General features: G+C 71.0%; 20 protein-coding genes. 9 read left to right on the top strand and 11 right to left on the bottom strand.

The window, feature by feature from the left end; translation table 11 throughout:
• Positions 1-57: 57 nt before the first annotated feature.
• Genes BKK79_RS11025 through BKK79_RS11010 form a run of 4 tightly spaced genes read left to right on the top strand, consistent with a single transcriptional unit; the run spans position 58 to position 3,039 of the window.
• Positions 58-957: an SDR family NAD(P)-dependent oxidoreductase gene (locus BKK79_RS11025; RefSeq protein WP_071037709.1), complete on the top strand. Its 900-nt coding sequence runs from the start codon at positions 58-60 to the stop codon at positions 955-957.
• Entirely contained in the window at positions 954-2,012 is a 1,059-nt protein-coding gene (locus BKK79_RS11020; protein ID WP_071037708.1) for an alpha/beta fold hydrolase, read from the top strand. The genes BKK79_RS11025 and BKK79_RS11020 overlap by 4 nt, the downstream gene beginning before the upstream one ends.
• Positions 2,009-2,878 carry a metal-dependent hydrolase gene (locus tag BKK79_RS11015; RefSeq protein ID WP_071037707.1) on the top strand — a complete coding sequence of 290 codons (870 nt, stop codon included), beginning with the start codon at positions 2,009-2,011 and terminating at the stop codon, positions 2,876-2,878. Before BKK79_RS11020 ends, BKK79_RS11015 begins: the two co-directional genes overlap by 4 nt.
• Positions 2,875-3,039 carry a rubredoxin gene (locus tag BKK79_RS11010; RefSeq protein ID WP_071010504.1) on the top strand — a complete coding sequence of 55 codons (165 nt, stop codon included), beginning with the start codon at positions 2,875-2,877 and terminating at the stop codon, positions 3,037-3,039. The genes BKK79_RS11015 and BKK79_RS11010 overlap by 4 nt, the downstream gene beginning before the upstream one ends.
• Positions 3,040-3,734: 695 nt before the next feature.
• On the opposite strand, the gene BKK79_RS11005 is transcribed toward BKK79_RS11010, so the two are convergent.
• Positions 3,735-4,601, bottom strand: coding sequence for a MerR family transcriptional regulator (locus BKK79_RS11005; protein ID WP_071010505.1), 867 nt, complete (start codon positions 4,599-4,601; stop codon positions 3,735-3,737).
• A gap of 102 nt (positions 4,602-4,703) precedes the next feature.
• On the opposite strand from BKK79_RS11005, the gene BKK79_RS11000 reads away from it, so the two are divergent.
• The 3 genes from BKK79_RS11000 to BKK79_RS10990 all read left to right on the top strand — a co-directional run bounded on the left by BKK79_RS11000 (position 4,704) and on the right by BKK79_RS10990 (position 8,215).
• Entirely contained in the window at positions 4,704-5,633 is a 930-nt protein-coding gene (locus BKK79_RS11000; RefSeq protein WP_071010506.1) for a LysR family transcriptional regulator, read from the top strand.
• A gap of 130 nt (positions 5,634-5,763) precedes the next feature.
• Positions 5,764-6,744: a Bug family tripartite tricarboxylate transporter substrate binding protein gene (locus BKK79_RS10995; protein WP_071037706.1), complete on the top strand. Its 981-nt coding sequence runs from the start codon at positions 5,764-5,766 to the stop codon at positions 6,742-6,744.
• Between the two features lie 490 nt (positions 6,745-7,234).
• Positions 7,235-8,215 carry a M14 family metallopeptidase gene (locus BKK79_RS10990; RefSeq protein ID WP_071037705.1) on the top strand — a complete coding sequence of 327 codons (981 nt, stop codon included), beginning with the start codon at positions 7,235-7,237 and terminating at the stop codon, positions 8,213-8,215.
• Between the two features lie 43 nt (positions 8,216-8,258).
• Here the strand turns inward: BKK79_RS10990 and BKK79_RS10985 are convergent, their stop codons facing one another.
• The 3 genes from BKK79_RS10985 to BKK79_RS10975 form a co-directional block, all read right to left on the bottom strand.
• Positions 8,259-8,783, bottom strand: a complete 525-nt coding sequence (locus BKK79_RS10985) for an Sbal_3080 family lipoprotein (protein ID WP_071037704.1) — start codon at positions 8,781-8,783, stop codon at positions 8,259-8,261.
• A 207-nt stretch (positions 8,784-8,990) separates the two neighbouring features.
• Positions 8,991-9,560 carry an OB-fold putative lipoprotein gene (locus BKK79_RS10980; protein WP_071010510.1) on the bottom strand — a complete coding sequence of 190 codons (570 nt, stop codon included), beginning with the start codon at positions 9,558-9,560 and terminating at the stop codon, positions 8,991-8,993.
• Between the two features lie 496 nt (positions 9,561-10,056).
• The gene (locus BKK79_RS10975) at positions 10,057-12,378 is read right to left on the bottom strand and encodes an NADP-dependent malic enzyme (RefSeq protein WP_071010511.1); all 2,322 of its coding nucleotides are present in this window, start codon (positions 12,376-12,378) and stop codon (positions 10,057-10,059) included.
• Between the two features lie 212 nt (positions 12,379-12,590).
• Here BKK79_RS10975 and BKK79_RS10970 point away from each other — a divergent pair, with 212 nt between their 5' ends.
• Positions 12,591-13,610, top strand: coding sequence for a LysR substrate-binding domain-containing protein (locus BKK79_RS10970; protein WP_071037703.1), 1,020 nt, complete (start codon positions 12,591-12,593; stop codon positions 13,608-13,610).
• 43 nt (positions 13,611-13,653) lie between these two features.
• Here BKK79_RS10970 and BKK79_RS10965 read toward each other — a convergent pair whose 3' ends face one another.
• The 6 genes from BKK79_RS10965 to BKK79_RS10940 all read right to left on the bottom strand — a co-directional run bounded on the left by BKK79_RS10965 (position 13,654) and on the right by BKK79_RS10940 (position 21,217).
• Entirely contained in the window at positions 13,654-14,313 is a 660-nt protein-coding gene (locus tag BKK79_RS10965) for a methyltransferase family protein (RefSeq protein WP_197523958.1), read from the bottom strand.
• 181 nt (positions 14,314-14,494) lie between these two features.
• Positions 14,495-15,487, bottom strand: coding sequence for a tripartite tricarboxylate transporter substrate binding protein (locus BKK79_RS10960; RefSeq protein WP_084084683.1), 993 nt, complete (start codon positions 15,485-15,487; stop codon positions 14,495-14,497).
• 26 nt (positions 15,488-15,513) lie between these two features.
• Entirely contained in the window at positions 15,514-17,910 is a 2,397-nt protein-coding gene (locus BKK79_RS10955; RefSeq protein WP_071037702.1) for an acyl-CoA dehydrogenase family protein, read from the bottom strand.
• A gap of 176 nt (positions 17,911-18,086) precedes the next feature.
• Positions 18,087-18,857 (bottom strand): enoyl-CoA hydratase/isomerase family protein, encoded by a 771-nt coding sequence (locus BKK79_RS10950; RefSeq protein WP_071010515.1) that lies wholly within the window; start codon positions 18,855-18,857, stop codon positions 18,087-18,089.
• A 15-nt stretch (positions 18,858-18,872) separates the two neighbouring features.
• Entirely contained in the window at positions 18,873-20,195 is a 1,323-nt protein-coding gene (locus BKK79_RS10945; RefSeq protein ID WP_084084681.1) for a CaiB/BaiF CoA transferase family protein, read from the bottom strand.
• Between the two features lie 47 nt (positions 20,196-20,242).
• On the bottom strand, positions 20,243-21,217 hold the full coding sequence (locus BKK79_RS10940; RefSeq protein WP_071037701.1) for a Bug family tripartite tricarboxylate transporter substrate binding protein: 975 nt from the start codon (positions 21,215-21,217) through the stop codon (positions 20,243-20,245).
• A 210-nt stretch (positions 21,218-21,427) separates the two neighbouring features.
• Between BKK79_RS10940 and BKK79_RS10935 the strand changes: the two genes are divergently transcribed.
• Positions 21,428-22,426 (top strand): LysR family transcriptional regulator, encoded by a 999-nt coding sequence (locus BKK79_RS10935; protein ID WP_071010517.1) that lies wholly within the window; start codon positions 21,428-21,430, stop codon positions 22,424-22,426.
• Positions 22,427-22,495: 69 nt separating this feature from the next.
• Here BKK79_RS10935 and BKK79_RS10930 read toward each other — a convergent pair whose 3' ends face one another.
• Positions 22,496-24,565 (bottom strand): esterase/lipase family protein, encoded by a 2,070-nt coding sequence (locus BKK79_RS10930; protein ID WP_157903133.1) that lies wholly within the window; start codon positions 24,563-24,565, stop codon positions 22,496-22,498.
• Positions 24,566-24,572 lie beyond the last annotated feature (7 nt).

Genomic DNA, 24,572 nt, shown 5'->3' with positions numbered 1-24,572 from the left:
CGAACCCGATCCGGACCCGATCCAGACCCAACACTGACAAGAACCAGGAGACCCGTCATGAAGGACTTCCGCAACAAGGTCGCCGCCATCACCGGCGCCGGCTCGGGCATCGGCCGCGCGCTGGCGCTGGCGCTGGCGCGCGAGGGCTGCCACCTGGCCCTGTCGGACCGCAACGAGAGCGGGCTGGCCCAGACCGTCGGCGAGGTGGCGCGCGCGGCGCCGGGGCTGCCGGTCAGCCAGCACTGCGTCGACGTGGCCGACCGCGCCGCCGTCTATGCCTGGGCCGAAGAGACGGTGCGTGTGCACGGCCGTGCCAACCTGATCTTCAACAACGCCGGCGTGGCGCTGTCGAGCACCATCGAGGGCATGGACTACGACGACCTGGAATGGATCATGGGCATCAACTTCTGGGGCGTGGTCCACGGCACCAAGGCCTTCCTGCCCTACCTGAAGGCCAGCGGCGAAGGGCACGTGGTCAACACCTCCAGCATCTTCGGCATCTTCGCCCAGCCCGGCATGGGGGCCTACAACGCCAGCAAGTACGCGGTGCGCGGCTTTACCGAAGCGCTGCGCCAGGAGCTGGACCTGATGGACTGCGGCGTGTCGGCCACCACCGTGCACCCCGGCGGCATCAAGACCAATATCGCACAGGCCAGCCGGGTCTCGTCCAACCTGAACGGCTTCCTGGTGCGCGACGCGCAGCAGGGACGCGAGCAGTTCGAGAAGTTCTTCATCACCTCGCCCGACACGGCCGCGCGCGTGATCCTGCAAGGCGTGCGGCATAACCGCCGGCGCGTGCTGATCGGGCCCGATGCCTATGCCGCCGACGCGATGGCCCGCCTGCTGCCGGCCGCCTACCAGGCGCTGGTGGTGCGCGAGACGCGCCGCACGCGCCAGGTCGGCGACGCATCGGCGCCCGGCACGGCCGCGGCGGCGCAGCGCGGAGAGCGCGCATGAGCCGCGCCGCCCTCGCCCGCCCGGCCGCGCCGTCCGACGCGCTGGCGGCGCCGCCCGGAGTGCTGGCGCGCTGGTTCGGCCAGGGCCGTGTCGGCCTGTTCAGCCTCGCGCGCGAGACGCTGGCCCGCCGCTACGCCCTGCCCGCCTCGCGCTGGCTGCCGGTCATGGACACGCTGGTGCACTACACCGAAGAAGGCCCGGCCGACGGCGAGCCGCTGGTGCTGATCCACGGCTTCGGCGCCTCGCTGCACACCTGGGAAGGGGTGATGCCGGCGCTCACCGCACGCTACCGCGTGCTGCGCCTCGACCTGCCGCCCTTCGGCCTGACCGGCCCGCTGCGCGACACGCGCGGGCGCATCGTGACCATGGACGTCGATCGCTACCGCGCCTTCATCGACGCCTTCTTCGCCGCGCTCAAGCTGCCGCGCGCCAGCGTGATCGGCAACTCGCTGGGCGGCCTGATCGCCTGGGACCTGGCCGCGCGCCATCCGCACCGGGTCGACAAGCTGGTGCTGATCGACGCCGCCGGCTTCCCGATGAAGCTGCCGATCTACATCGGCCTGTTCAACCACGCGCCGGTGCGCTGGTCGGCGCCGTGGGTGCTGCCCGAGTGCATCATCCGCGCCGCCACGCGCGACGTGTATGGCAACGCGCGGCGCGTGCCGGAGGCCACCTTCCGGCGCTACGTCGATTTCTTCTACGCCGAAGGCGCGCGCGAAGCGATCGGCCGCATGGTGCCCCGGCTCGACTTCGACGCCCTCGACACCGCGCGGTTGGCGCGCATCGGCTCACCCACCCTGGTGCTGTGGGGCGAGCGCGACCGCTGGATACCGCCCGCGCACGCGCAAGCCTTCGCCGCGCAGATACCCGATGCCACCCTGGTGCGCTATGCCGGGCTCGGGCACATCCCGATGGAGGAGGACCCGCGGCGCGTCGGCGCCGACCTGCTGGCCTTCCTCGCGGGCAAGACCGCGGCCGCCCGCCGGGCGGCCCCCGCAGCAGACGCCACGCCGGCCACGGCGGGCGCAACCGAAACGACAGGAGAACCCTCATGATGCCAATCCGCCGCGACGTGCATCCCCACCTGCCGCCCGAGCGCATCGGCGACTGGCACCGGCTGGGCCCGCACGTGACCCACTTCGTCAACGCGCTGTCGATCTTCTTCCCGGCAGGCGAGCGCTTCTTCATGGACAGCGTGCGCAACTACCGCGACCAGGTCGACGATCCCGAGCTCAAGCGCGCCATCGCCGGATTCATCGGCCAGGAAGCGATGCACACGCGCGAGCACATGCTCTACAACAAGCTGATGGACGACGCCGGCCTGCCCGCCTCGCGCCTGGACGGCATGGTGTGGAAGCTGCTCGACCTGCTGCGCAAGATCCTGCCGAAGTCCTGGCAGCTCGCGCATACCATCGCGCTCGAACACTACACCGCCATGCTGGCCGGCGGCCTGCTCGCCGACGAACGGCACCTAGGCGGCTCCGAGCCCGGCTACCGGCAGGTGTGGACCTGGCACGCACTCGAAGAGACCGAGCACAAGGCGGTGGCCTACGACGTCTGGAACGCGGTGATCAAGCCCGGTCCCTACCGCTATTTCCTGCGCACCTTCACCATGCTGACCACCACCGTCACCTTCTGGGCCATGGTGTTCGTCTTCCACGTGCGGCTGGTGATGGCGGACAAGCAGTGCAAGCACAAGCTGCTCGGCTTCGGCCGCGTGATGCACTTCCTGTGGGGCTCGCCCGGCGTGCTGCGCAAGATGATTCCCGAATGGTTCGATTACTTCCGGCCGGGCTTCCATCCGTGGGACGACGACAACCGTGCCCAGCTGGCGCGCATCGACCCGCTGATCGCCGAGATCGAGGCCAATGCGATCCGCCATGGGGCTTCCACCAGGGCGCCTTCGGTGAGGGCGGCATGACGGTGTGGCAATGCAGGATCTGCGGCTTCGTCTACGACGAAGCCGCGGGGATGCCTGAGCACGGCATCGTGGCTGGGACGCCTTGGCAGGCGGTGCCGGAATCCTGGAGTTGTCCTGAGTGTGGGGTCAGGAAGGGGGATTTTGAGATGGTGGAGGTGTAGGGTTGCCGTTGTTGCGGTGTCGCCTTGGCTTTGGCGGTGTTGGTGTGCGAGGCAACGGCTTGTTTGGGCTCTCGTGACTTGATGCTTTGGCGCTTGTTTTTTGGCGGTGTTGGTTTGCGAGACAACGGCCTGTTTCGACTCCCCCTGCGGGGGAGCCGACCTACTTTCTTGGTCTTGCCCAGGAAAGTAGGCAAAGAAGGCGCGCCGGGTGCGGCTCAACCCCCCCTCGCGGGCTGAGGCAAAGAGCGGCCGGGCCCCAACTCGGATCGCCTTAAGGCGATCCTCAGACAGGGGGCCCTCTAATCCGCTCTTTGCCTCAGCCCGCGAGGCGCCGCACACGGCAGGGAAAAGATGCCACGCCTCGCTTCGCTTCGGGTGGGCTGTGTTCGGCCAGCTGCTGGCCGAACACAAAGGCTCAGCCAGCCAACCAAGTCAGCATGCGAGAGCAAGCCCGCTCGCATACCAACGGTTGGCCTTTCCCTCCCGTGTGCGGCGCCTTTCTTTGCTTACTTTCTTTGGCGAGACAAAGAAAGTGAGTCGGCTCCCCGCAGGGGAGTCGAAACAGGCTTTTGCCTCGCACACCGACATCGCCCAAGTCAAAGCGCCAAGGCATCAATTCACTGGCGAAGAAGCAGACCACGATCGCCAACACCAAGGCGAGAAGTTTCAATGCATCGAAACGCGCAGACCCCCGCCTACGCCGCAGGCGTACCACCACCGCCTGAACCGCCGCCACCCCCCTCCCCATCATGCAAATGCTCAATAATCGCCGCCACCCGATCCCCCAGGTACTTATTGGCCGACTGCTCCAGCGCCCGCATCATCTCCGCCTCCACCGCTGCCATCGCCAGCGGCCGGATGCGCCATAGGATGTCGACCAGCCGCGGCACATCCTGCGGCGGCGGCAGCTTGCCTTCGCCGAAGCGGTCGAGTTCGCCTACCACCATGGCGACGAGGCGGTCCGATACCGCTTCGAAGTGGCTGCGTGCGTGTTCGATGATGCCCAGCACTTCTTCCAGCGGGAAGCCCGCGCGCGCGATCTCGGCGCCGGCCTGCAGCACGCGCGGGCTGCGCGCGAGGTAGCCGAGGCCGTCGGGTTCGAGCAGGCCGAGGGCGATGGCCTTGGCCAGCGCCGGGCGCGAGACCGAGCGGCCGAACAGCCGCGCCAGCGCCAGGGGCGAGTAGTGCCGTGGCGTTTCGTTGGACCAGGGACTGGCGATGGCCGATTCGAGGCCGAGGATGGAGCGCAGGTCGTGGCCTTCGACGATGGCCTTGAGCAGCTCCATGATGTTGGCCAGCGTGTAGCCGCGTGCCAGCAGATGGTTGATCAGCTTGAGCCGGCCCAGGTGGGCCTGGGTGTAGATGCCGACGCGGCCGCGCCGTTCGGGCGGGTCGATCAGGCCGCGGTCCTGGTAGGAGCGCACATTGCGCACGGTGGTGCCGGCGGCGCGCGCCAGTTCGTCGATGGTGTACTCGGCTGCCGGCGGGCCGCCGGCCTTGCCGTCTTGCGCGGCGGCCGGGCTGGCGGGCGGTTGCGGGGAGCTGCGCTTGAAGAGGGCCATGTGGAAAATTCTACCGCGAGCGCCGTGGCGGCGCCGCTACAATGGACCGGCCCGTTCTCCCATGCCAGCCCACAACCCGCGCCGCGGCGCGGGGCGCGTCTCATGCACATCCATTGGCTCGAAGACTTCGTCTGCCTCGCCCAGGCCGGCAGCCTCGCGCGCGCCGCCGAGCTGCGCAACGTCACGCCGCCGGCCTTCGGCCGCCGCATCCAGGCGCTGGAGGTGTGGGCGGGCGCGCCGTTGATCGACCGCGGCGCCTTCCCGGTGCGGCTCACCGCCGAGGGGCGGCAGTTCCTCGAAGCGGCGCAGGAGGCCCTGGCCACGCTGGAGCAGGCGCGCGTGGCGCTGCGCGCCAGCCACCATGCCGATGCCGCCACGCTGACCATCGCCACCGGCAAGACGCTGGCGCGTTCGCTGGTGCCGGGCTGGCTGGCGGGCTTGCGCCAGGTCCTGCGGCAGGACCCGGAGGCGGCCGGGTTCCGCACGCGGCTGTCGACGTTCCCGATGCATGACGCGCTGGCCATGTTCGTCGAGGGCGATGCCGACTTCCTGCTGTGCTACAGCCCGCCCGACCTGCCCGTGACGCTGGACGATGCGCGCTACCGCTTCCACGCGGTCGGCGTCGAGCGGCTGGTGTGCGTGAGCGCGGCGGATGCCGGCGGCGGGCCCTTGTTCCGGCTGCAGGCGCGCGGCAAGGGCGCGGCGGTGCCGATGATCGCCTATGCCGAGACCTTGACGCTGGGCCGCATCGTCAACCAGGAGATCGCGCGGCGCAAGCTGGCGCCGCGCCTGGAGGTGATCGCCGTCAGCGATTTCGCCGAATCGGTGCACGAGATGGTGCGCCAGCGCATGGGCCTGGCCTGGCTGCCCGCCCGCCTGATCGCCGACGACCTGCACGCGGGCCGGCTGGTGCGCGCGGGTGCCGAGGCCGGCGGCGAGGCCGACCTGGCGCTCGACATCCGCCTCTACCGTCCGCGCGCGCCGATGCGCCCGCTTGCCGAGGCCTTCTGGCGCGCCGCCTCGGCCGGCTGAGCCGCGCATCACACCTTCGCGCGGGCCATTGCCGGATCGGCAAGGCGGCTTGCCAAAGCGGCATGGCCGGCTGCCCCGTGCTCACTAAGATCGGCGCTGAGCCAATTCCAAGAGCCGAGGAGCATCCCACATGAGCCGACTGCTGCGCGCCACCGGCGCCGCCACCCTGACCGTCCTTGCCATTGCCGCCAGCGCCAGCGCCCAGGCCGGCACCTGGCCGTCCAAGCCGATCAACCTGGTGGTGGGCTACACCGCCGGCGGCAGCGTCGACCTGGTCGCGCGCACCATCGCGCCAGAGCTGGGCAAGCGCCTCGGCCAGAGCGTGGTGATCGAGAACCTGGGCGGCGCCGGCGGCACCATCGGCGCGGCCCGCGTGATCAAGGCCGAGCCCGACGGCTATACCCTGCTGATGGGCTCGGGCAGCGAGGTGTCGATCGCCCGCCTGACCAATCCCGCGGTGCGCTACGACGGCGAGAAGGACCTCGCGCCGATCACCTTCGTCGGCACGCAGCCGATGGTGCTGGTGGGCAAGAACGGGCTGCCGGCCAGGAATGCCGACGAGCTGATCGCGCTGGCCAGGTCCCAGCCCGGCAAGCTGTCCTATGCCTCCTCCGGCGTGGGCACGCCGCTGAACCTGGCCGGCGAACTGATCAAGCAGCAGGGCAAGGTCAACATCACGCACGTGCCGTACAAGGGCGCCTCGGCCATGGCGACCGACCTGCTCGGCGGCCAGATCGACCTGGCGGTGATGGTGCTGTCCTCGGCGCTGCCGCATATCCAGGCGGGGCGCGTCCACGCCTACGGCGTGACCGAGGCCAAGCGCTCGACGGCCGCGCCCAACGTGCCGGCACTGGCCGAGAGCCAGGCGCTCAAGGGCGTGAACATGGGCGTCTGGTTCGGCCTGATGGCGCCGGCCGGCACGCCGCGTCCGGTGATCGACCGGCTCAACGGCGAGATGCAGGCCGTGCTGGCCCTGCCCGAGGTGAAGAAGAAGCTGGCCGAAGCCGGCGTCGAAGTGGCGCCGCGCCCGCCCGCCCAGTTCGCCGCCTTCGTCAAGAGCGAGACGGCGCGCTACCGCACCATCGTGCAGGCAGCGGGAATCCACGAGTAAGGTAAGTGGCGGGTGGTTTCGTCCAGTGCCATGAGCATCGCACTGCGCCGGTGTGCTCCCCTCTCCCGCCTGCGGGAGAGGGGCCGGGGGTGAGGGCCGGCGCTGGCCGGCCGCAGTGGTTTGGATCACACTGTCGGCTTCGCCCTAGTGCTCGCGTGCTGGACAACGCTGTCGGCTTCGTCCTGAGGCTCGCGTGCTGGACCACACCGGCGGCTTCGTCATGCGTGGCGCCTTGCTAGACCACCCCTCTCCCCCACCCTCTCCCCATGCGGGGAGAGGGAGCCAAGACCTTGTGCTTGGCGCGCGGTGTTGGTGCATCTCGCCGGCTTCGTCCAGCGTGATGGGATCCCCGCCCGCGATGGAATGCGCTATAGCTCGCTATAACCCGCTACAACCCGCTATAACCCTCTACACACCGCAGCAATCCGCATCCAGGCCGCCAGCGAGCGGCCGGTAACCCCTCCCGGCACTTCCGAACCCGATTCCTACCATGAGCCAAGACCAGGTCCGTCCCGCCTTCGATGCCTATCCCGTCGAGGTCGAGTTCCCCGATATCCAGCCCTATGCCGCGGGCAACACCGGCATCCCTTTCGTCTATACCTTCGACAGCGGCGTGGCCGGCCCGCATGTAATGGTCAACGCGCTCACGCACGGCAATGAAGTGTGCGGCGCCATCGCCGTCAAGGGCCTGCTCGATGCCGGCCTGCGCCCGCGCTGCGGCCGCCTGACGCTGTCCTTCGCCAACGTCGAGGCCTACGGGCGATTCGATCCGGCCAGGCCGGATGCCTCGCGCTTCGTCGACCAGGACTTCAACCGCGTCTGGAGCGCGGCCATCCTCGATGACGCCGGCCGCGACTCGTCCGAGCTGCGCCGCGCGCGCGCCATGCGCCCGGTGGTCGACACGGCCGACCTGCTGCTGGACCTGCATTCGATGCACGAGAAGAGCCGCCCGCTGATCGTCTCGGGGCCGCTCGACAAGGGTGTGGCGCTGGCGCGCGCGCTGGGCACGCCGGCCGATGTCATCGTCGACGAGGGCCATCCCGAGGGCCGGCGCATGCGTGACTATGCCGATTTCGGCGATGCCGCCAGCGCGCGCAACGCCCTGCTGATCGAGTGCGGCCAGCACTGGGAAACGGCGGCGGTGGAGGTGGCGCGCGACAGCACGGCGCGCTTCCTGCTGCTGGCCGGCGTGGTCGACGAGGCCGACCTGCCGGCCGGCTGGCTGCGCCCGCTGCCGGCCGCGCAGCGCGTGGTGCGCGTGACCGAGCCGGTGGTCGCCACCAGCATGGATTTCCGTTTCGCCGGTCCCTACACCGGCCTGGAGACCTTCGCCGAGGCCGGGACCGTGATCGGCTGGAGCAACGGCGAACCGGTGCGCACGCCCTACCCCAACTGCGTGCTGGTGATGCCTTCGCTGCGCCAGCTGCGTCCCGGCGTGACCGTGGTGCGGCTGGGCCGGCTGGAGGCCTGAGCGGCCATGCCCGGCAGCCGCCGGGCATCGGGCCGCCGCGGAATCAGGACGGCTGCGCGGCCGCGGCCGAGGCGCCGGCCGGGTTCTGCTGCACGCGCGGCGAGTCGGGAAACAGCTGGCCGACCAGGTCGTCGATCTTGGACCCCGGCGGCACCAGGTTGCTGAGGTTGGTGCCGCCCGCGCTGCGGTTGGCGTTGTAGATGGCCTTGCCCGCCCGCAGGCCGTCGCGGTAGATCGTGATGTCGGCCGAGTCGAGGAAGTTGGTCCAGTAGTTCTGGCCGCTGGCCAGGTAGACCGCCGTCATCTGGCAGGATTCCAGCGGTGCGCCAGGCGACAGCATGCGCACGTCGAAGCCGCGCGCCTTCAGCGCGTCGCGGAACTCGGGCAGGTAGGCATTGCGGGCCGACGAGCCGCTGATGACGCAGATCAGGGTATTGTCGGCGGCCGGCTGCTGCATCGCCGCGATGGGATCGATGCGTGCCAGGCCTTCCACCGGGGTGACGGCCTGGTAGGTCGAGCAGCCGGCGAGGATCAGGCCGAGGCCGGCGGCAAGCAGTGCTTTTTGCATGGGATGTCCTGGGGTCGGTCGGCGGGCGTCCAGCCGGGCCCGGCCCCCTGCCGGGACGCCGCACGGTCGCCTCCAGCCTGCACTGTATGTCCGCGCCGGCGGCGCCAATGGGCGGAACAGAGGGCAAAAGCCGACGCAATCGCCAGGGTGGCCGCGGCATGTCCGCGGCATGTCCGCTGCAAGCAGTGCCCGGCCCGCGCCCGGCCGTCAGTTGGCCCCGCCGCGCACCAGGCAATCGACCAGCAGCGGCGCCGCGTCCACCAGGCCGGCGCCATTGCACTCCACCGCCACCTTCTGTCCGCGCCGCACCATCGAGGCGCGCTGCTCCACCACGCAGGAGCGGGTGCCGGGGCCGCAGATCTGCCGCTCGCGCAGGCGCGCGCGCACCACCTGGTTGGGATCGCTGCTGCGGATCTCCAGGTAGACGGCGTCGTTCTCGTCGCGCCGCACGCCGCTGGCGACTCCCTCGACGATGAAGTAGCTGCCGCGGTAGCGGTCGTCGGCCGCGCCGCCATTGTCGCGGTAGTCGTTCAGGATGGTGTCGGCCTGGTACTCCGGCAAGCGGTCGGCGGGCCGCGCCGGGTCGATGCTGACCGGATCCAGCACGCCGTTGCGCGGCACGCCGCGCGGCTGGCTGGCCGGGGTCTGCTCGCTCGCCGCTTCGTCATTGAGCGGGTCGGTGGTGCCCTGGTCCTTGCCGTTGCCGGCAAACCACAACATGGCCAGCACCGCCGCGCCGACGGCGAGAATGAGGCGCTGCTGCGTACGATTCAACATCTGCGATTCCTGTCTCGTCTCGATTCCCGGCGTGCTTCATGCGGCGCGCCTTCTCCTTGTCTTCACGCGGCCGCTGCCGGCCGCCGTGCCACTGCCCGGGTCTCCCGCCTGCCCTGTTCCACCCGGTGCCGCCTGCAGGTCGCCGGCATGGCGCCGGCCGGTGCCGCGGCGGGTCAGCCCCGATACTAAAGCGCGCTGGCTTCAAATTCCTTTCGATGCGCGCCGGCTTGGCCGCTGCCGGCATGTTCCGTGGCCGCAAGTGCTGCACGGGACGCACCTCGCGGACGCCGGAACGATGGCAAGTGTACAGAACGGCATAAGACAGGGGCCGGATGGCCTGCGCCGGCATGCTGCCGGCGGCCGCCGGCGGTCTGAAGCGCCGGCAACGGCGAAGAGAGGCGGAAAGCGGAGAGCCGGAACAAGCGGAAAAAAAGGGCTGCGTCGCCGCAGCCCCCGGTATGCGTCGGCGGGTGCGGCCGAGGCCGCACCGCCCGTCTCAGCGCGCCTGCGCCGGCACGCCGCCGCGGTTGGCCTTGATCACCGTCAGCGCCGCCATATTGACGATGCGGCGCACCGTGGCGCTGTTGGTCAGGATGTTGACCGGCGCGTTGGCGCCCAGCAGGAAGGGGCCGACGGCGACGTTGTTGCCGGCGGCGGTCTTCAGCAGGTTGTAGGCGATGTTGCCGGCGTCCACGTTGGGGCAGACCAGCAGGTTGGCCGCGCCCTTGAGCGAGGACATCGGCAGCACGCGCGCGCGCAGCGCCTCGTCCAGCGCGCAGTCGCCGTGCATCTCGCCGTCCACTTCCAGCTCCGGCGCCTGCGCCCGGATCAGCTCCAGCGCCTGCTGCATCTTCGAGCCGGAAGCCGAGCTGCCCGAACCGAAGTTGGAGCGCGACAGCAGCGCCGCCTTGGGCGCCAGGTTCATGCGCGCCATTTCCTGCGCGGCGGCGACCGTGAACTCGGCGATCTGCTCCGCGTTCGGGTCGTCGTTGACGTGGGTGTCGACCAGCGCCAGCGTGCGGTCGTCCAGCAGCAGGATGTTCATTGCCGCGTAGGTGCGCGCGCCCGGCTGGTGGCCGATGACCTGGTCGATGAAGCGCAGGTGGTCGTGGTAGGCGCCCACGGTGCCGCAGATCATGCCGTCGGCGTCGCCCAGGTGCACCATCATCGCGCCGATCAGCGTCAGCCGGCGGCGCATTTCCACGCGCGCCATCTCCTTGGTCACGCCCTTGCGGCACATCAGTTCCCAGTAGGTGGTCCAGTACTGGTGGAAGCGCTCGTCGTACTCGGGGTTGGTGACTTCCACGTCCTGGCCCAGGCGCAGGCGCAGGCCGTACTTCTCGATGCGCGACAGCAGCACCTCGGGGCGGCCCACCAGGATGGGGCGCGCCAGCTTTTCGTCCACCAGCACCTGCACCGCGCGCAGCACGCGCTCGTCCTCGCCTTCGGTGAAGACGATGCGGGCGCGGCCGCCCTCGCGCACGATCTGCTTGGCGGCGGCGAACAGCGGCTTCATGAAGGCGCCGGAACGGTAGACGAACTGCTGCAGCTGCTCGGTGTAGGCGTCCAGGTCGGCGATCGGGCGCGTGGCCACGCCGCTCTCCATGGCCGCCTTGGCCACCGCCGGCGCGATGCGCACGATCAGGCGCGGATCGAACGGCTTCGGGATCAGGTACTCGGGGCCGAAGGCCACGCCGTAGCCGCCGTAGGCCGCGGCCACCACCTCGTTCTGCTCTTCCTCGGCCAGCGCGGCGATGGCGTACACCGCGGCGTGTTCCATCTCCGGCGTGATGCTGGTCGCGCCCACGTCGAGCGCGCCGCGGAAGATGTAGGGGAAGCACAGCACGTTGTTGACCTGGTTGGGGAAGTCCGAACGCCCCGTGGCCACCACCGCGTCGTCGCGCACCGCGTGCACCTCGGCGGGCAGGATCTCGGGATTCGGGTTGGCCAGCGCCAGGATCAGCGGGCGCGCCGCCATCTTCACCACCATGTCCTGCTTGAGCACGCCGCCGGCCGACAGGCCGAGGAAGACGTCGGCGCCTTCGATCACTTCGGACAGCCGGCGTGCCTCGGTCTTCTGCGCGTAGCGGGCCTTGTGCGGGTCCATCAGCTCGGTGCGGCCCTCGTAGACCACGCCGGCCAGGTCGGTCACCCAGATGTTCTCGCGCGGCAGGCCCAGGTCCACCATCAGGTCCAGGCAGGCCAGCGCCGCCGCGCCCGCGCCCGAGGTGACCACCTTGATCTCGCGGATGTCCTTGCCCACCACCTTCAGGCCGTTGATGAAGGCGGCCGAGACGGTGATGGCGGTGCCGTGCTGGTCATCGTGGAAGACGGGGATCTTCATGCGCTCGCGCAGCTTCTGCTCGACGTAGAAGCACTCGGGTGCCTTGATGTCCTCCAGGTTGATGCCGCCGAAGGTGGCTTCCAGGCCGGCGATGATGTCGACCAGCTTGTCCGGGTCGGTCTCGTTGATCTCGATGTCGAAGACGTCGATGCCGGCGAATTTCTTGAACAGCACCGCCTTGCCTTCCATCACCGGCTTGGAGGCCAGCGCGCCGATATTGCCCAGGCCCAGCACCGCGGTGCCGTTGCTGATCACGCCCACCAGGTTGCCGCGCCCGGTGTAGCGGAAGGCGTTCATCGGATCGGCGACGATTTCCTCGCAGGGTGCGGCCACGCCAGGCGAATAGGCCAGGGCCAGGTCGGTCTGGGTCACCAGCGGCTTGCTGGCGACCACCGTGGTCTTGCCGGGCACGGGGTACTGGTGATAGTCGAGCGCGGCCTGGCGGAAAGTGGTCTGGCGATCCGTATCGGACATGGTCTGATCTCCTGTCGGGGGGGCGCCGGGGTGGCGGCGCGGGTCGGTCCCGCCGGCGCGGCGCAGGCGGAAAAGTGGTGCAGCCGGCTTTTCTTGGGATTTTCCGTGGGGTCGGCTGCACGGATTGCCATCATTCTAGGCAGCAGGCATAAGAACAACATTTTGATTTGCTATGCTTCCATCATCTTTACCTGATGGCTGGGTGGCGGGCGATGGAAGCTTTGGAGCATTTCGATGCGGATGAGGTGGGCAGGCGCCTGGGCGGGCGCCTCAAGATGCGCCATCTCAAGCTGCTGCTGGCCATCGAGCGGCACGGCTCGCTGACGCGCGCGGCCGAGGCCATGGCCAGCAGCCAGCCGGCGGTGACCAATGCCCTGGCCGAGCTGGAGTCCATGTTCGGCGCGCCGCTGTTCGCGCGTGGCGCGCGCGGCATGTCGCCCACCGAGCTGGGCCGCGTGGTGCTGGACCGGGCCCGCGCCATGACGCAGGACCTGGACCACCTGGTGCGCGACATGCAGGCGGTGGTGGCCGGCCATGCCGCCCACCTGCACATCGGCGTGATTCCCTTCGTCTCCGGGCAGATGCTGTCGGCCGCCATCCGCCGCACCCGCCCCGAGGGCGGGCGCCGCCTCACCGTGACCCTGCACGAAGGCACCAGCGACCAGCTGCTGCCCATGCTGCGCGACCACGTGCTCGACATCGTGGTGGCGCGCGCGTCCTCGGCGGTGCCGCGCGACGAGGCCAGTTTCGAAGTGCTGTACCACCAGCAGCCGCGCCTGATCGCCAACCGGCGGCTGGCGGCGCGGCTGGCGCGCACGGCGCTGGACTGGGGCAGGCTGGCCGAACTGGACTGGATCCTGGGCGCGCCCAATACCCCCATGCGCGAGCAGGTCGCCGACCTGTTCCTTGGCGCCGGCGTGGCGCCGCCCACGCCCATCGTCGAGAGCTACTCGTCCAAGCTGATCGCCGAGATGATCGCCGCCAGCGAGACGGCGGTGACCATCGTGCCGGCCGATATCGCCGAGGAACTGGTGCGCATTGCCGGCGTCGCCATCGTGCCCTACTCCTTCGGCTGGACCCTGCCGCCGGTGGCCATGTTCGTGCGCGCCGACCGTCCCGGGCGCCCGGTCGACCTGCTGTTCGCCGAGTCGCTGCGGCAGGTGTGCCGCGAGGGGCCGCTGCGCGTGGCGGCGCCGCCACTGACGCCGACGCCGGCGGGCGGCCCGCTATGAGCGCGGCCAGCGCGCGGGCGCCCGTGCCGCCCTGCCGCGCCCGTCAGTACACCCAGGGAATCAGGCGCCAGGTGCGCGCCCGGTAGACGGCGTATTCGTCGCCGAAGTGCGTGCCCAGCAGGGCTTCCTCCGCATGCATGCGCGCCACCAGCGGCGGCACCATCAGCAGCGCCAGCGCCACGCCGGCCAGCGAGCGGAACACCAGCGCCCAGCCCAGCGCATTGACCAGCAGGCCGAGATAGCTGGGATTGCGGATGGTGCCGTAGAGGCCCTCGGTCACCAGCGTGTGGCCGGGCTGGATCGCCACCAGCCCGCTGAAGCGCCGGCCCAGCACGAACACCGGCCACAAGCGCAGCACACCGCCGGCGACGAACAGCGCCAGGCCGAGCCAGCGCACGCCGTCGCCGCCGAAGACCCAGCGCTCGTGGTGGTCGCACCAGGCAGGCAGCCAGGCGGACAGCAGGCCGAGCACGCCGAACACCGGCAGCACCCAGCGGTTGGCGCGGTCCTCGCGCTCGCCCGCGCTGACATTGCCCTCGCTGAACAGCGCGGTGACGGCGAGCGCCAGCAGGAAGGCCGCCGCGCCCACCACCGCGGGATGCGACAGGAAGGCCGCGAGTCCGCCGGCGCCCAGCACGGCCAGGCCGAGATAGGCCAGCGTGCCGGCCGCGTTGAACAGGGCGAGCCTGGGGGTGGTGTGCAGGGCGAGATGCATGGTCGTCAGCGCGAAACCGGCAGGATCCAGGCGCTGCGGCGCCGCCGGCCGCGCGCAGCGGCCTGAGGCACCTGAAGCACCTGAAGCACCTGAAGCACCGGCCGCACCCTTCATCGTAGTACGCGCGCCCACCCGCGGCGAGGGCCGGGCGCGACCGCCGCTCCCGCCGTCAATCCAGGCTCAGGTGCGCATTGCGGATGACCGCGGCCCAGCGTTCGCGCTCGGCGGCAACGAAGGCGGCGAAGTTCTCGGGCGACTGGCCGCCGGGAAGTCCCCCCAGCTTGCGGATCTGTGCCTGCAGATCGGGATCCTGCATCGTCCCGGTCAGCAGCGTCTTCCATTGCGAGACGATGGCCGGCGGCGTATTGGCGGCGACGAAGATCCCGACCCAGGCGGTCGACAGGAAATCGTCGAAGCCGGCCTGCGCCATGGTGGGTACCTCAGGCAAGGCGGGCACGCGCTGCGCGGCCGTGACGGCCAGCGCGCGCAGCTTGCCGGCGCGGATATGCGGCAGCGCCTGCGTCAGGTTGTCGAACTGGAAGGTGGTCTCTCCTGCCAGCAAGGCCGTGGTGGCCGGCGTCGAACCCTTGTAGGGCACGTGGATGGGATCGGTGCCCGTGCGCATCTTGAGCAGCTCGCCCGCCAGGTGGCTGGTCTGGCCGATGCCGGCCGAGCCGAAGGAGAGCCGCCCGGGCTGCTGCTTCAGCTGCGCGACCAGGTCGGCGACGCTGCGCACGGGCGATTGCGCATTGACCACCAGCACATTGGGAAAGGCGATCACGTCGGTGATCGGCAGCAGGTCGGACGGACGGTAGGCGAGGCGTTGGTAGGCGCTGTAGTTGATGGCCTGCGGACCGACATTGCCGGCCAGCAGCGTATAGCCGTCGGCCGGAGCGTGCAGGAAGACCTGCGTGCCGATGATGCCGCCGCTGCCGGGACGGTTGTCGATGACGACGGGTTGGCCGATGCGCGCGCCGAGCTTCTGCGCCAGCATGCGGATGGGGATATCGATGGTACCGCCGGCCGCGCCGGGAACGATGACGGTGACCGGCCGCGCCGGCCAGGCGGGTTCGGCGGCACCGGTGGCGGCCAGCGGGGCCAGCGGGGCGAGGGCGCACCACAGCGCCAGGGTGGCGCGCTTCGCGCGATGGACTGTCTGCATGTTGCTGTCTCCTCCAGGGGGCTCGTTCAACGCGTGCCGGCTCGGTCCGGCTTGCCGTGGACGGTGTCCGTGGCCGCCACGAAGCGGCCCAGGTGGGTCGACGCGTTGCCCAGCAGCAGGTCGTTGCCGACCAGCCGCTTGCTGTAGTGGCTGATCGGCGTTTCGTCCTGCAGCCCGATGGCGCCGTGCAATTGCAGGACATCGAGCGCGATCGCGCGGCCGGCCGTGCCGCACAGATGCTTGGCGGCACTGACGCCGCGCGCGCGTTCGGCGCCGCAGGCGGTGTGCCAGCCGGACAGCACGTGCCCCAGCAGATGGCGCGCGCCGTTCCATGCGCGATAGTGGTCGACCACGCGGTGCCGCAGGACCTGCTGCTCGGCCAGGGCGCGATCGAACTGCCGGCGTGTGCGCAGGTAGTCGACCGTGATGCCGAGCGCGCGGCGGGCGGCGCCGATGCTGTCCGCGCACAGGGCCAGGGTGGCGATGGCCAGGGCCTCCTCGAGGATGGCGGTGGCGTGTTCCGGGCCGCACAGCAGGGCGGAGGCGGGCAGGCGGACGTCATCGAGGCGGATCTCGGCGGCGCTGCGTCCATCGTGGAGCGGATAGGCGCGCGTGACGACACCCGCGCAAGCGGCCGGCACGGCGAACAGGCCGAGGCCGCCGTGTTCGAGCCCGGCCGCGACCAGCAGGTGGTCGGCCTGGGCGCCGCCCATCACCAGCGGGCACGCGCCGTCGAGCCGCCACGCCTCGCCGGCACGCCGCGCGGTGTAGGCCGGGCGAGGCGAACGCGCGAAGTCGGTGCCGGCGTCGCAGGCAAGCGCGCAGCGTGCTTCGCCGCTCGCCAGCGCGGCCAGCAGCGCGTCGCGCGCGGCTCCCTGCGGTACCGCAAGGAGGGCGTGGGTCGCCAGCGCCGCGCTCCAGACCAGGGGTTCCAGGACCAGCGCTTCGCCCGCCGTTTCGAGCAGCGGCAGCAGGTCTGCCACCGCGTGGCCCAGGCCGCCTGCCGCCTCCGGCACCAGCAGGCCGGTCAGGCCGAGCGCCGCGAAGCCGGCCCAGACCGAGGGGTCGAAGCCGCCGCGCGCGCCGAGGATTTCCTGCCGGCGCTCGAAGCGGTAGTGCTTGTCCAGCCAGCGGCGCATGGCATCGACCATCATGGCCTGCTGCGCGCCGAGGTGGCCGTGGCGCGCAACCTCCAGTTCCGTCCTGCCGCCGAAGATGGCCTTGGCGATGATCTCGCGCTGGATCTCCGTCGAGCCGCCGGCCAGCGAGCTGCCGCGATAGCGCCACAGATGGAGGGCATGGTTGCCGGCCGCGCCGTCGGCGCCGGACGGTCCGTCGAGCCGGCCCTCCACCGCGGCGGCATCGAAGGGCAGGGCGGCGGCCCCGTGCGCGTCCATGCGGAACAGGTGCAGGTCCTGCAACAGCTGGATACCCTCGATCTTCAGCAGGGAGGCTTCCAGTTCCGGGCTGCCGCCCTCGGCGGCCTGCCGCACGGCCGGCCACCAGGCGGCTTCGAGCGCGCGCATGCGGATGTCCAGTTCGCCGTGCCGGCGCGCCAGCATGCCGGCCTCGGCGCGGCTGTCCGGCTCCGCTTCCCGGCGCCGCAGGTGGACCAGCTCGGCGGTGTGGGCAAGCTCCGCCTTGCATTCGGCGACCCGCGCGACGAAGAGGCGCTCGATCACCAGCAGGCCCTTGGCGACGGCCCAGCCCTGGTCGACCTCGCCGACCACGTCGCCGGCCGGCACGCGCACATCGTCGAAGAACATCTGCACGTGAAAGTGCGCCCCGTTCATGTAGCGGATCGGCCGTACCGTCACGCCGGGCAGGCCCAGGTCGACCAGCAGCACCGAGATGCCGTCCTGCTTGCGCCGCGCGCCGGGATCGGTGCGGGCCAGCACCAGGGCCCGGTTCGCCCAGTGGCCCAGGCTTTGCCAGATCTTGCTGCCATTGAGGATCCAGGCATCGCCGTCACGGCGGGCCGTGGTGCGCATCGAGGCCAGGTCGGAGCCGGCATCCGGCTCGGAGTATCCCTGCGCCCAGAAGTCGTCGAAGGACAGCATGCCGGGCAGGAAGCGACGGCACTGGTCCGGCGTGCCATGGCGGATCAGCGTCGGCCCGATGGTGTCGATGCCGAGGTTCTCGACGTTGGGCGCATCGCTGGCGGCCAGCTCCTCGCGGAAGATGGCCTGCTGCACCAGCGACCAGCCCGGGCCGCCATGCTCGCGCGGCCAGCCGGGCGCGGCCCAGCCGCGCGCGTGCAGGATGCGGTGCCAGCGCGCGGCCTGCTCGCGGGTGATCAGGCAATGCGCGCGCTTGGCGGCACGGATGTCGGGCGGCACCGCCTCCTGCAGAAAACGACGGACTTCCTGGCGGAACACGTTGTCGGCGCAGCCGACGGCGTCATGGTCCACGGCAATCGGCATGACTTGTCTCCTCATCGATGCGTTGGTTTCGGCGGGGCCATCGTGGCCCCTCAGCGCAAGTTGGCGGGCGTGTCGTGATGCAGGCTGCGACGCGGCGCCGCGCGCGGCGGGCGTCTTCCGGCCGGCCCTGCGCGCGGGGCTCGGTCCTGCCCTCAGTCCGGCCCTCAGTCTTGCCCTCAGTCTTGCCAGTAAGGCTTGCGCTTCTCGACGAAAGCAGCGATGCCTTCGCGCGCGTCATCGGTGGCCGCGACGTTGCCGAAGCTCTCGACGGCGCCGGCCACGCCGCGCCGGTAGTCGGCGTCGTTGGCCCGGTGGAAGGCCATGCGTCCCATGCGCATCACCACCGGCGACTTGGCGCACAGCGTGCGCGCCAGCGCGCGCGCCTGCTCCATGACGTCGGCGTCGGGCACCACCCGGCTGACCAGGCCGAGCGACATCGCTTCGGTGGCGCCGAAGGTGCGTCCGGTGAAGAGCAGGTCGAAGGCACGGTGCCGGCCGACGATGCGCGGCAGGTGCGTGTAGTGGATGGCGGGCGTCAGCCCCACGTCGATCTCCGGATAGCCGAAGGTGGCGCTCTCGGCGGCGACGATCAGGTCGCAGTGGATGGCCAGCGTCATGCCGCCGCCGCGCGCGGTGCCGCCGACCGCGGCGATGGAAGGCTTGCCCAGGTGGAACTGCGCCTCGCACAGCCCGTTGTACAGCTTGTCGACCAGCGCATAGGCGCGCGCCGGCGGCGCGCCGTGCAGCGCGTCGAGCTGCAGCCCGGCGCAGAAGCGGCGCGGCACCGCGCTGCCGAGGATGACCGCGCGCACGTCGTCGTCCTGCGCGGCGCGGCGCAGGGCCTGCAGCAGGGCATCGATCATGCCTTCATTGAGTGCGTTGACGGGCGGGCTGTCGAGCAGGATCTCGGCGACCCGGTCGCGGACTTCGTAGGTGACGGTGGACATGGAGGCTTCCTCGAGTCAGGCGCCGGCAGGCCGTGCAGCCGGCGCCATGGCGGTATCGATATGGGTATCGATGCTGGGACCGATGTCGGGATCGGCAGGGTCGGGAACGGAGCGGCCGGCATCGGCATCGTCGCCGTCGCCGCAGCAGCCGGCCGAGGCCACCACGCCGCCGGCCTTCAGCCTGGCGATCGCCGCGGCGCCGTAGCCGGCCTGACGCAAGATCTCGTCGGTGTGCTCGCCGAGCAGCGGCGGCGCGCGGTGCGCCTGGCGCGCCTCGCCGCGGAAGCGCACCGGCAGGCCGATGTTGCGGACCTTGCCCAGCAGCGGATGCTCGGACTCCACCACCAGCCCGCGCGCGGCGAGTTGCGGGTGGGCCAGCGCCTGGTCCAGCGTGTGGATGGGCGCGCAGGCCACGCCGGCGCGCCGCAGCGCCTCCAGCCAGTAGGCGACCGGCTGCGTGGCGATGCGGGCCTGCACCAGGGCCACGGTCTCGTCGAAATGCGCGACGCGCGCCGCATTGGTGGCGAAGCGCGGCGAGTCGGCCACCTCCTGCAGGCCGGCCACCGGGCAGAAGCGCTGCCACTGGGCATCGTTGCCGACGCCGATCATGACCGGGCCGTCGGCCGCCTCGAAGACCTGGTACGGCGCCATGGCGGGATGAGCGGTGCCCATCGGGCGCGGCGGCTTGCCGCTGCACCAGTAGTTCTGCGCAAGATAGCCCATGAAGCCCATCGCCGTGTCGAGCAGCGAGACCTCCAGGTGCATGCCGCGCCCGCTCCGCTGGCGTTCCAGCAGCGCGGCCAGGATGCCGCTGAAGGCATGCATGCCGGTGCCGAGATCGACCGGCGAGAAGCTGGCGCGCGCCAGCCTGCCGCCCGGCTCGCCCATGCTGCTGATCATGCCGCTGAAGGCTTGCAGCATGACGTCGTAGCCGGGCTCCTGGCCGAGCGGGCCGCTGCGTCCATAGCCGGAGATCTCGCAGTAGATCAGGCCCGGGTTGGTGGCAGAGAGCGTCTCGTAGTCCACCCCCAGCCGCCTGGCGGCGCCACTGCCGAAGCCCTGCAGCACCACGTCGGCCTTGGCCGCCAGCGCCTGCACGACCTGCCGGCCCTCGGCGGTCTTGAGGTCGACGGCGAGGCTGCGCTTGTTGTGGTTGACGGCCAGGAAGGTGGCGGACTGGCCACGGTCCTGCGGCAGCCAGGCGCGTGTGTCGTCGCCGCGGCCGACCGGTTCGACCTTGATGACCTCGGCGCCCAGTTCGCCGAGGTACTGGCCGCACAGCGGGCCGGCCAGCACCTTGCTCAGGTCGAGCACGCGGATTCCTTGCAATGCAATCATGTCTGTCGAGGGAAAAGAGGGAGGGGGCGGAGACGGGGCCGGAAGGCCTACTCGGGCTTGATGTCGATCGAGCGCGCCAGCGCGGTCCAGCGCGCGGCGTCGCGGTTCACATAGGCCTGCACCTCGGCCGGGGCGAGGTGGAAGGGCTCGGCGCCGCGCGCCACCAGCGACTGGCCGTAGCCGGCGTCGCGCGTGCATGCCGCCACCGCCTGCCGCAGGGCCTCGACGATGGCCGGCGGGGTCTTGGCCGACACCTGCAGCGACAGCCAGAACTTCAGGTCGAGCGCGGGATAGCCGGCCTCCTTCAGCGTCGGCACCTCGGGCAGCAGCGGCGAGCGCGCGGCCGAGGTGATGGCCAGCCCCTTGAGCTTGCCGCCGCGGATCTGGCCGATGCAGGTGGTCATGCTGTCGAAGAGGAAATCCACATTGCCCGCCATCACATCGCTGCTGGCCGGCGCGCTGCCCTTGTACGGCACCGCCACCGCGGTGAAGCCCGCGGCCTTCTGCAGCAGCGCGCCGTAGATATGCGGCGAGCTGCCCGCGCCGTAGGTGGCGTAGCTGAGGTAGTTCGGGCGCTGGCGGCCGAGCCGCACCAGCTCGGCCAGGCTGTGCACGCCGAGCTTGCTCGGATGCACCACCAGCACGTTCGGCACCGCCGCCACCACGCCGATGGCGGTGAGGTCGCGCTGCGGCTGGAAGCGCAGGTCGGGGAACATCAGCGGGTTGACCGCATGCATGCCGACCGTGTTCAGCAGGAGGGTATAGCCGTCGGCATTGGCATCGAGCACGCTCTGCGTGCCCAGGTTGCCGCCGGCGCCCGGCTTGTTCTCCACCACCACCGCCTGCCCGAGGCGCTGCGCCAGCGGGATCGCGATCAGGCGCGCGACGAAATCGCCCGGGCCGCCCGCGGCGAACGGCACCACCAGCCGGATCGGCCGCGCGGGCCACTGATCGGCCAGCAGCGGTGGCGTGAGCAAGGCGGCGCCTGCGCCAGCCAGGAAGGTACGGCGGTTGAGTCCCATCTTGTCTCCTGCGAGGGTCTGTGCCCGGCTCCGCGTGCATGGCGCGGGGCTGCCGCCACTATCGCGTGCGCTGGCATATATGTCCAAGATAGGTTATTGATGCAGGGTATCGTGGATTGATATACCCACATCCGGCCGCAGCGGCCCGCACGGTGCGCGCGGCGAAGGTGCGGGACGGGCTCACGGAGACACAAGGAGACGACGATGGGAATGCCCGTGGACGTGCGCGGCCTGCGCTGCTTTCTTGCCGTGGCCGCATCCGGCTCGATCTCGCGCGCGGCCGAGGTGCTGCACCTGGCGCAGCCGGCGCTGAGCCTGCAGATCAAGCACCTGGAAGAGGCCCTGGGCGTGGCGCTGTTCACGCGCAGCCACAAGGGCGTGGTGCCGACCGCCGCCGGCCAGCGCTTCGAGAGCCATGCCAGGGAGATCCTGAAGCGGCTCGACCTGGCCTGCGAGGACGTGCGCGATCTGGTCACCGATCCCGAGGGCCGCGTCGCCATCGGCCTGCCGCAGTCGATGGCCAAGATCCTGACCGTGCCGCTGGTGCGCGAAACCATCCGGCGCTGGCCCAAGGTGCGGCTGCAGGTGATCGAACTGAGCACCGGCTATATCCCCAGCCACCTGCTGAGCGGGCATATCGACATCGGCCTGACCTTCCAGGCCGGCAGCGGCTCCGGCCTGCTGTTCGACCACGTGGTCGACGAGGACCTGGTGCTGGTGGCGGCGCCGGGCCGCCTCGGCGCCGGCCGCGGGCGTGCAGCACCCGGTGCGCATGGTGCGCACGGTGCATCCGGCGAACCCCTGGCGGGCACCGTGCGCCTGCGCGACCTGCGGCGTTACCCGATGATCCTGCCGGCCGGCGAGCATGGCCTGCGCGCGCTGATCGACGGCTACCTGCGCACCCACGAGGTGGAACTGGACGTGCTGGCGGAAGTGAATGCCATCCCCGAACTGATCGCGCTGGCGGCGGCGGGCGTCGGCTGCACCATCCTGTCCTATGCCTCGGTCCACGCCGAGGTGCGCAACGGCTGGCTGTCGGCCGCCCGCATCAGCCACCCGGCCGTGTCGCGGCCGGTCTACCTGTGCCGCTCGGCCACCATGCCGCTGTCGATCGCGGCCTCGGCGGTGCTGGACCTGCTGGGCGAGATCGTGGCCGCGCAGATCGCCGACGGCAGCTGGCCGGCGCGCGTCGGCAGCGCGGCGCGCTGACGCCGCACGGGGGCGGGGAAGAAGACGGCGCCGCCACCCGCCCCCCGCACGGCGACGCGCGGGCCGCGCTCAGCGCGCGGCGGGCGCGCTCCGCGCCGCGGTCTTTCCCGCAGCCTCACCCGCCGCGCAGCCCCAGTCCAGGTCCTCGTGCAGGATGCGCCGGATCTCCAGGATGGCCGCGGCGGTCTCCTGCACGCTGTGCCCCGAGGGGATGATCTTTTCCGACGCCGCACCGTCCAGGTGGGCGCTGCGGTAGGGCACCACCCCGTCGTCGGAATCGGCCAGGGGCACCTTGGGGTCGCGCCGGGCGATGATGGAGTGGTAGCAGACGCGCGGCGAGATCGGCAGCGTGGCGGCGGTCTTGACGAAGGGATCGCCGGCGTTGAGGTTGTCGATGCTGCTGGGGATGCGCGGCATCTCGCCGTCGGGCCGGCCGGGGCGCGCGCCGGCCAGCGCGCGGGCCACGTCGTCGAAGCCTTCCAGCACGGTCAGCGGCAGCCGGATCAGGCTGGAGAACCAGCGCGCGATGCGGTTGCCGGCGATGTCGGTGCCGCGGTGCGGGGCGGCGATGAAGATGGCGCGCTCCACGCCCGGCAGCGGCGTGAAGCTCAACGCCGGCTCGATGCGGTCGCGGATCGCCGCCATCTTGTCGCTGTCGGCGTCGATCTCGTACTGGGTCGAGAACCAGTCCCACAGCTGCCCGCCCGACGACGACACCAGCAGCCGCGACAGCACGCCGCCCATGCTGTGGCCGATCAGCACGATGTCGTGCGAGGCCGCGGCGCGGCCCTGCGGGTCGAAGTGCGCCAGCGTTTCGGTGATGGCGTGGCGGATGGTGGCTTGGTTGATGGCCAGCGGCAGGTTGGTCGGGTAGTAGACCTGCCAGACCTGGAAGCGCTGGCGCAGCGTCTCGTCGCCCAGCACTTCGTTGGCCACGTTGACCCAGGCCTCGGGGCTGCTGGCCAGGCCGTGCAGCATCACGATGACACGGCGGTCCGGATCGTAGGGCTGCATCATGTACAGGTGCGGGCGGTCGATGCCGCGCCGCAGGCCCAGCAGCGTGCGCAGCGATTGCCCGGCGAAGTCCGAGCGCGCCAGCCACAGGCCGTAGCCCGCGGTGTAGTTGGCCGCCAGCGGCACCTGCTGGCCGTGCAGGGCGAAGAAGGCGTCCTTGTAGGGGTCATGCGCGCTGATGAGTACGTCGCGCGTGGTGAGCACGTCCTCGAGGTCGTCGCCGGGAAAGCGCAGCAGCAGCGTCAGCGACGGCGACGGCATCTCGCTGAAATCGCGCGTGCGGTCGCGGTGCCAGCGCGCGCCGCGCGCCGCCGTGCCGTCCTCGCTCGCGGTGTCGGGCGCCTCGCCGCGGCTGGCCGACGAGGCCACCGGGTCGTCCTCCAGCACCGCCACCAGCTCCGCGCCGAAGCCGTCGCGCCGGTAGGTGCTGCGCAGGCCCGCAAAGGACAGCGAGGCAGCCGGGATCAGCTCGCGCGGCACGGTCACCCCCTCGGGCAGGCGCAGGCCGGTGATGTCCTTGTGGATGGTCCAGGCGCCGTGGCGCATCGGCGCCGTGGATTCGGCCGTGCCCTGCGTCGTGCTGGCGCGGAACAGCGCGATGGCGGCCTCCTGTGCCGCATAGTTGTAGTAGTCGCGCACCTGGGTCTGGCGTTCCTCGAAGGCACGCTCGCCCGGTCCGCGCGCGGTGAAGAACAGGTAGGCGTAGGCGAAGCGCGCGGTCTCCAGCCAGGCGTCGATGGCAGCCGCCTGCGTGGTGCCGGCGGCGTCCGGCGCGGCCTTCGCCAGCGTCATGGCCTGCTGCAGCCACAGCTCCGACAAGGTCGCCAGGCGGCGTTCGTCGCCGAGGACGGTGGTGCGCGCCAGTGCGTCGATGCAAGCGGTCGACGGCTTGCTGCACGGCCCCTGCTCGAGCCCCGCCACCCGCAGCGTCTCCTCGCTGGCGTCGCTGAGCCGTCCGCGCGTGAGGATGTCGCCGCGCTTCTGCGCGATGAACTGGCTGGCGCTGACCGACTTCACCTCGACCATCGCGCAGCCGTCGAGCAGCGCGGCGGCGGCCACCAGCAACACCAGCAGGACACCGCGCCAGCCGGGACGGCGCAGCCGGCCCCGGGCCGGGAACGTCATGGCGGCG

The sequence above is a fragment of the Cupriavidus sp. USMAA2-4 genome, from assembly GCF_001854305.1.
Lineage (GTDB): Bacteria > Pseudomonadota > Gammaproteobacteria > Burkholderiales > Burkholderiaceae > Cupriavidus > Cupriavidus malaysiensis.
The sequence above is the reverse complement of the archived record's forward strand: the minus strand, read 5'-3'. Positions and strand labels throughout refer to the sequence as shown.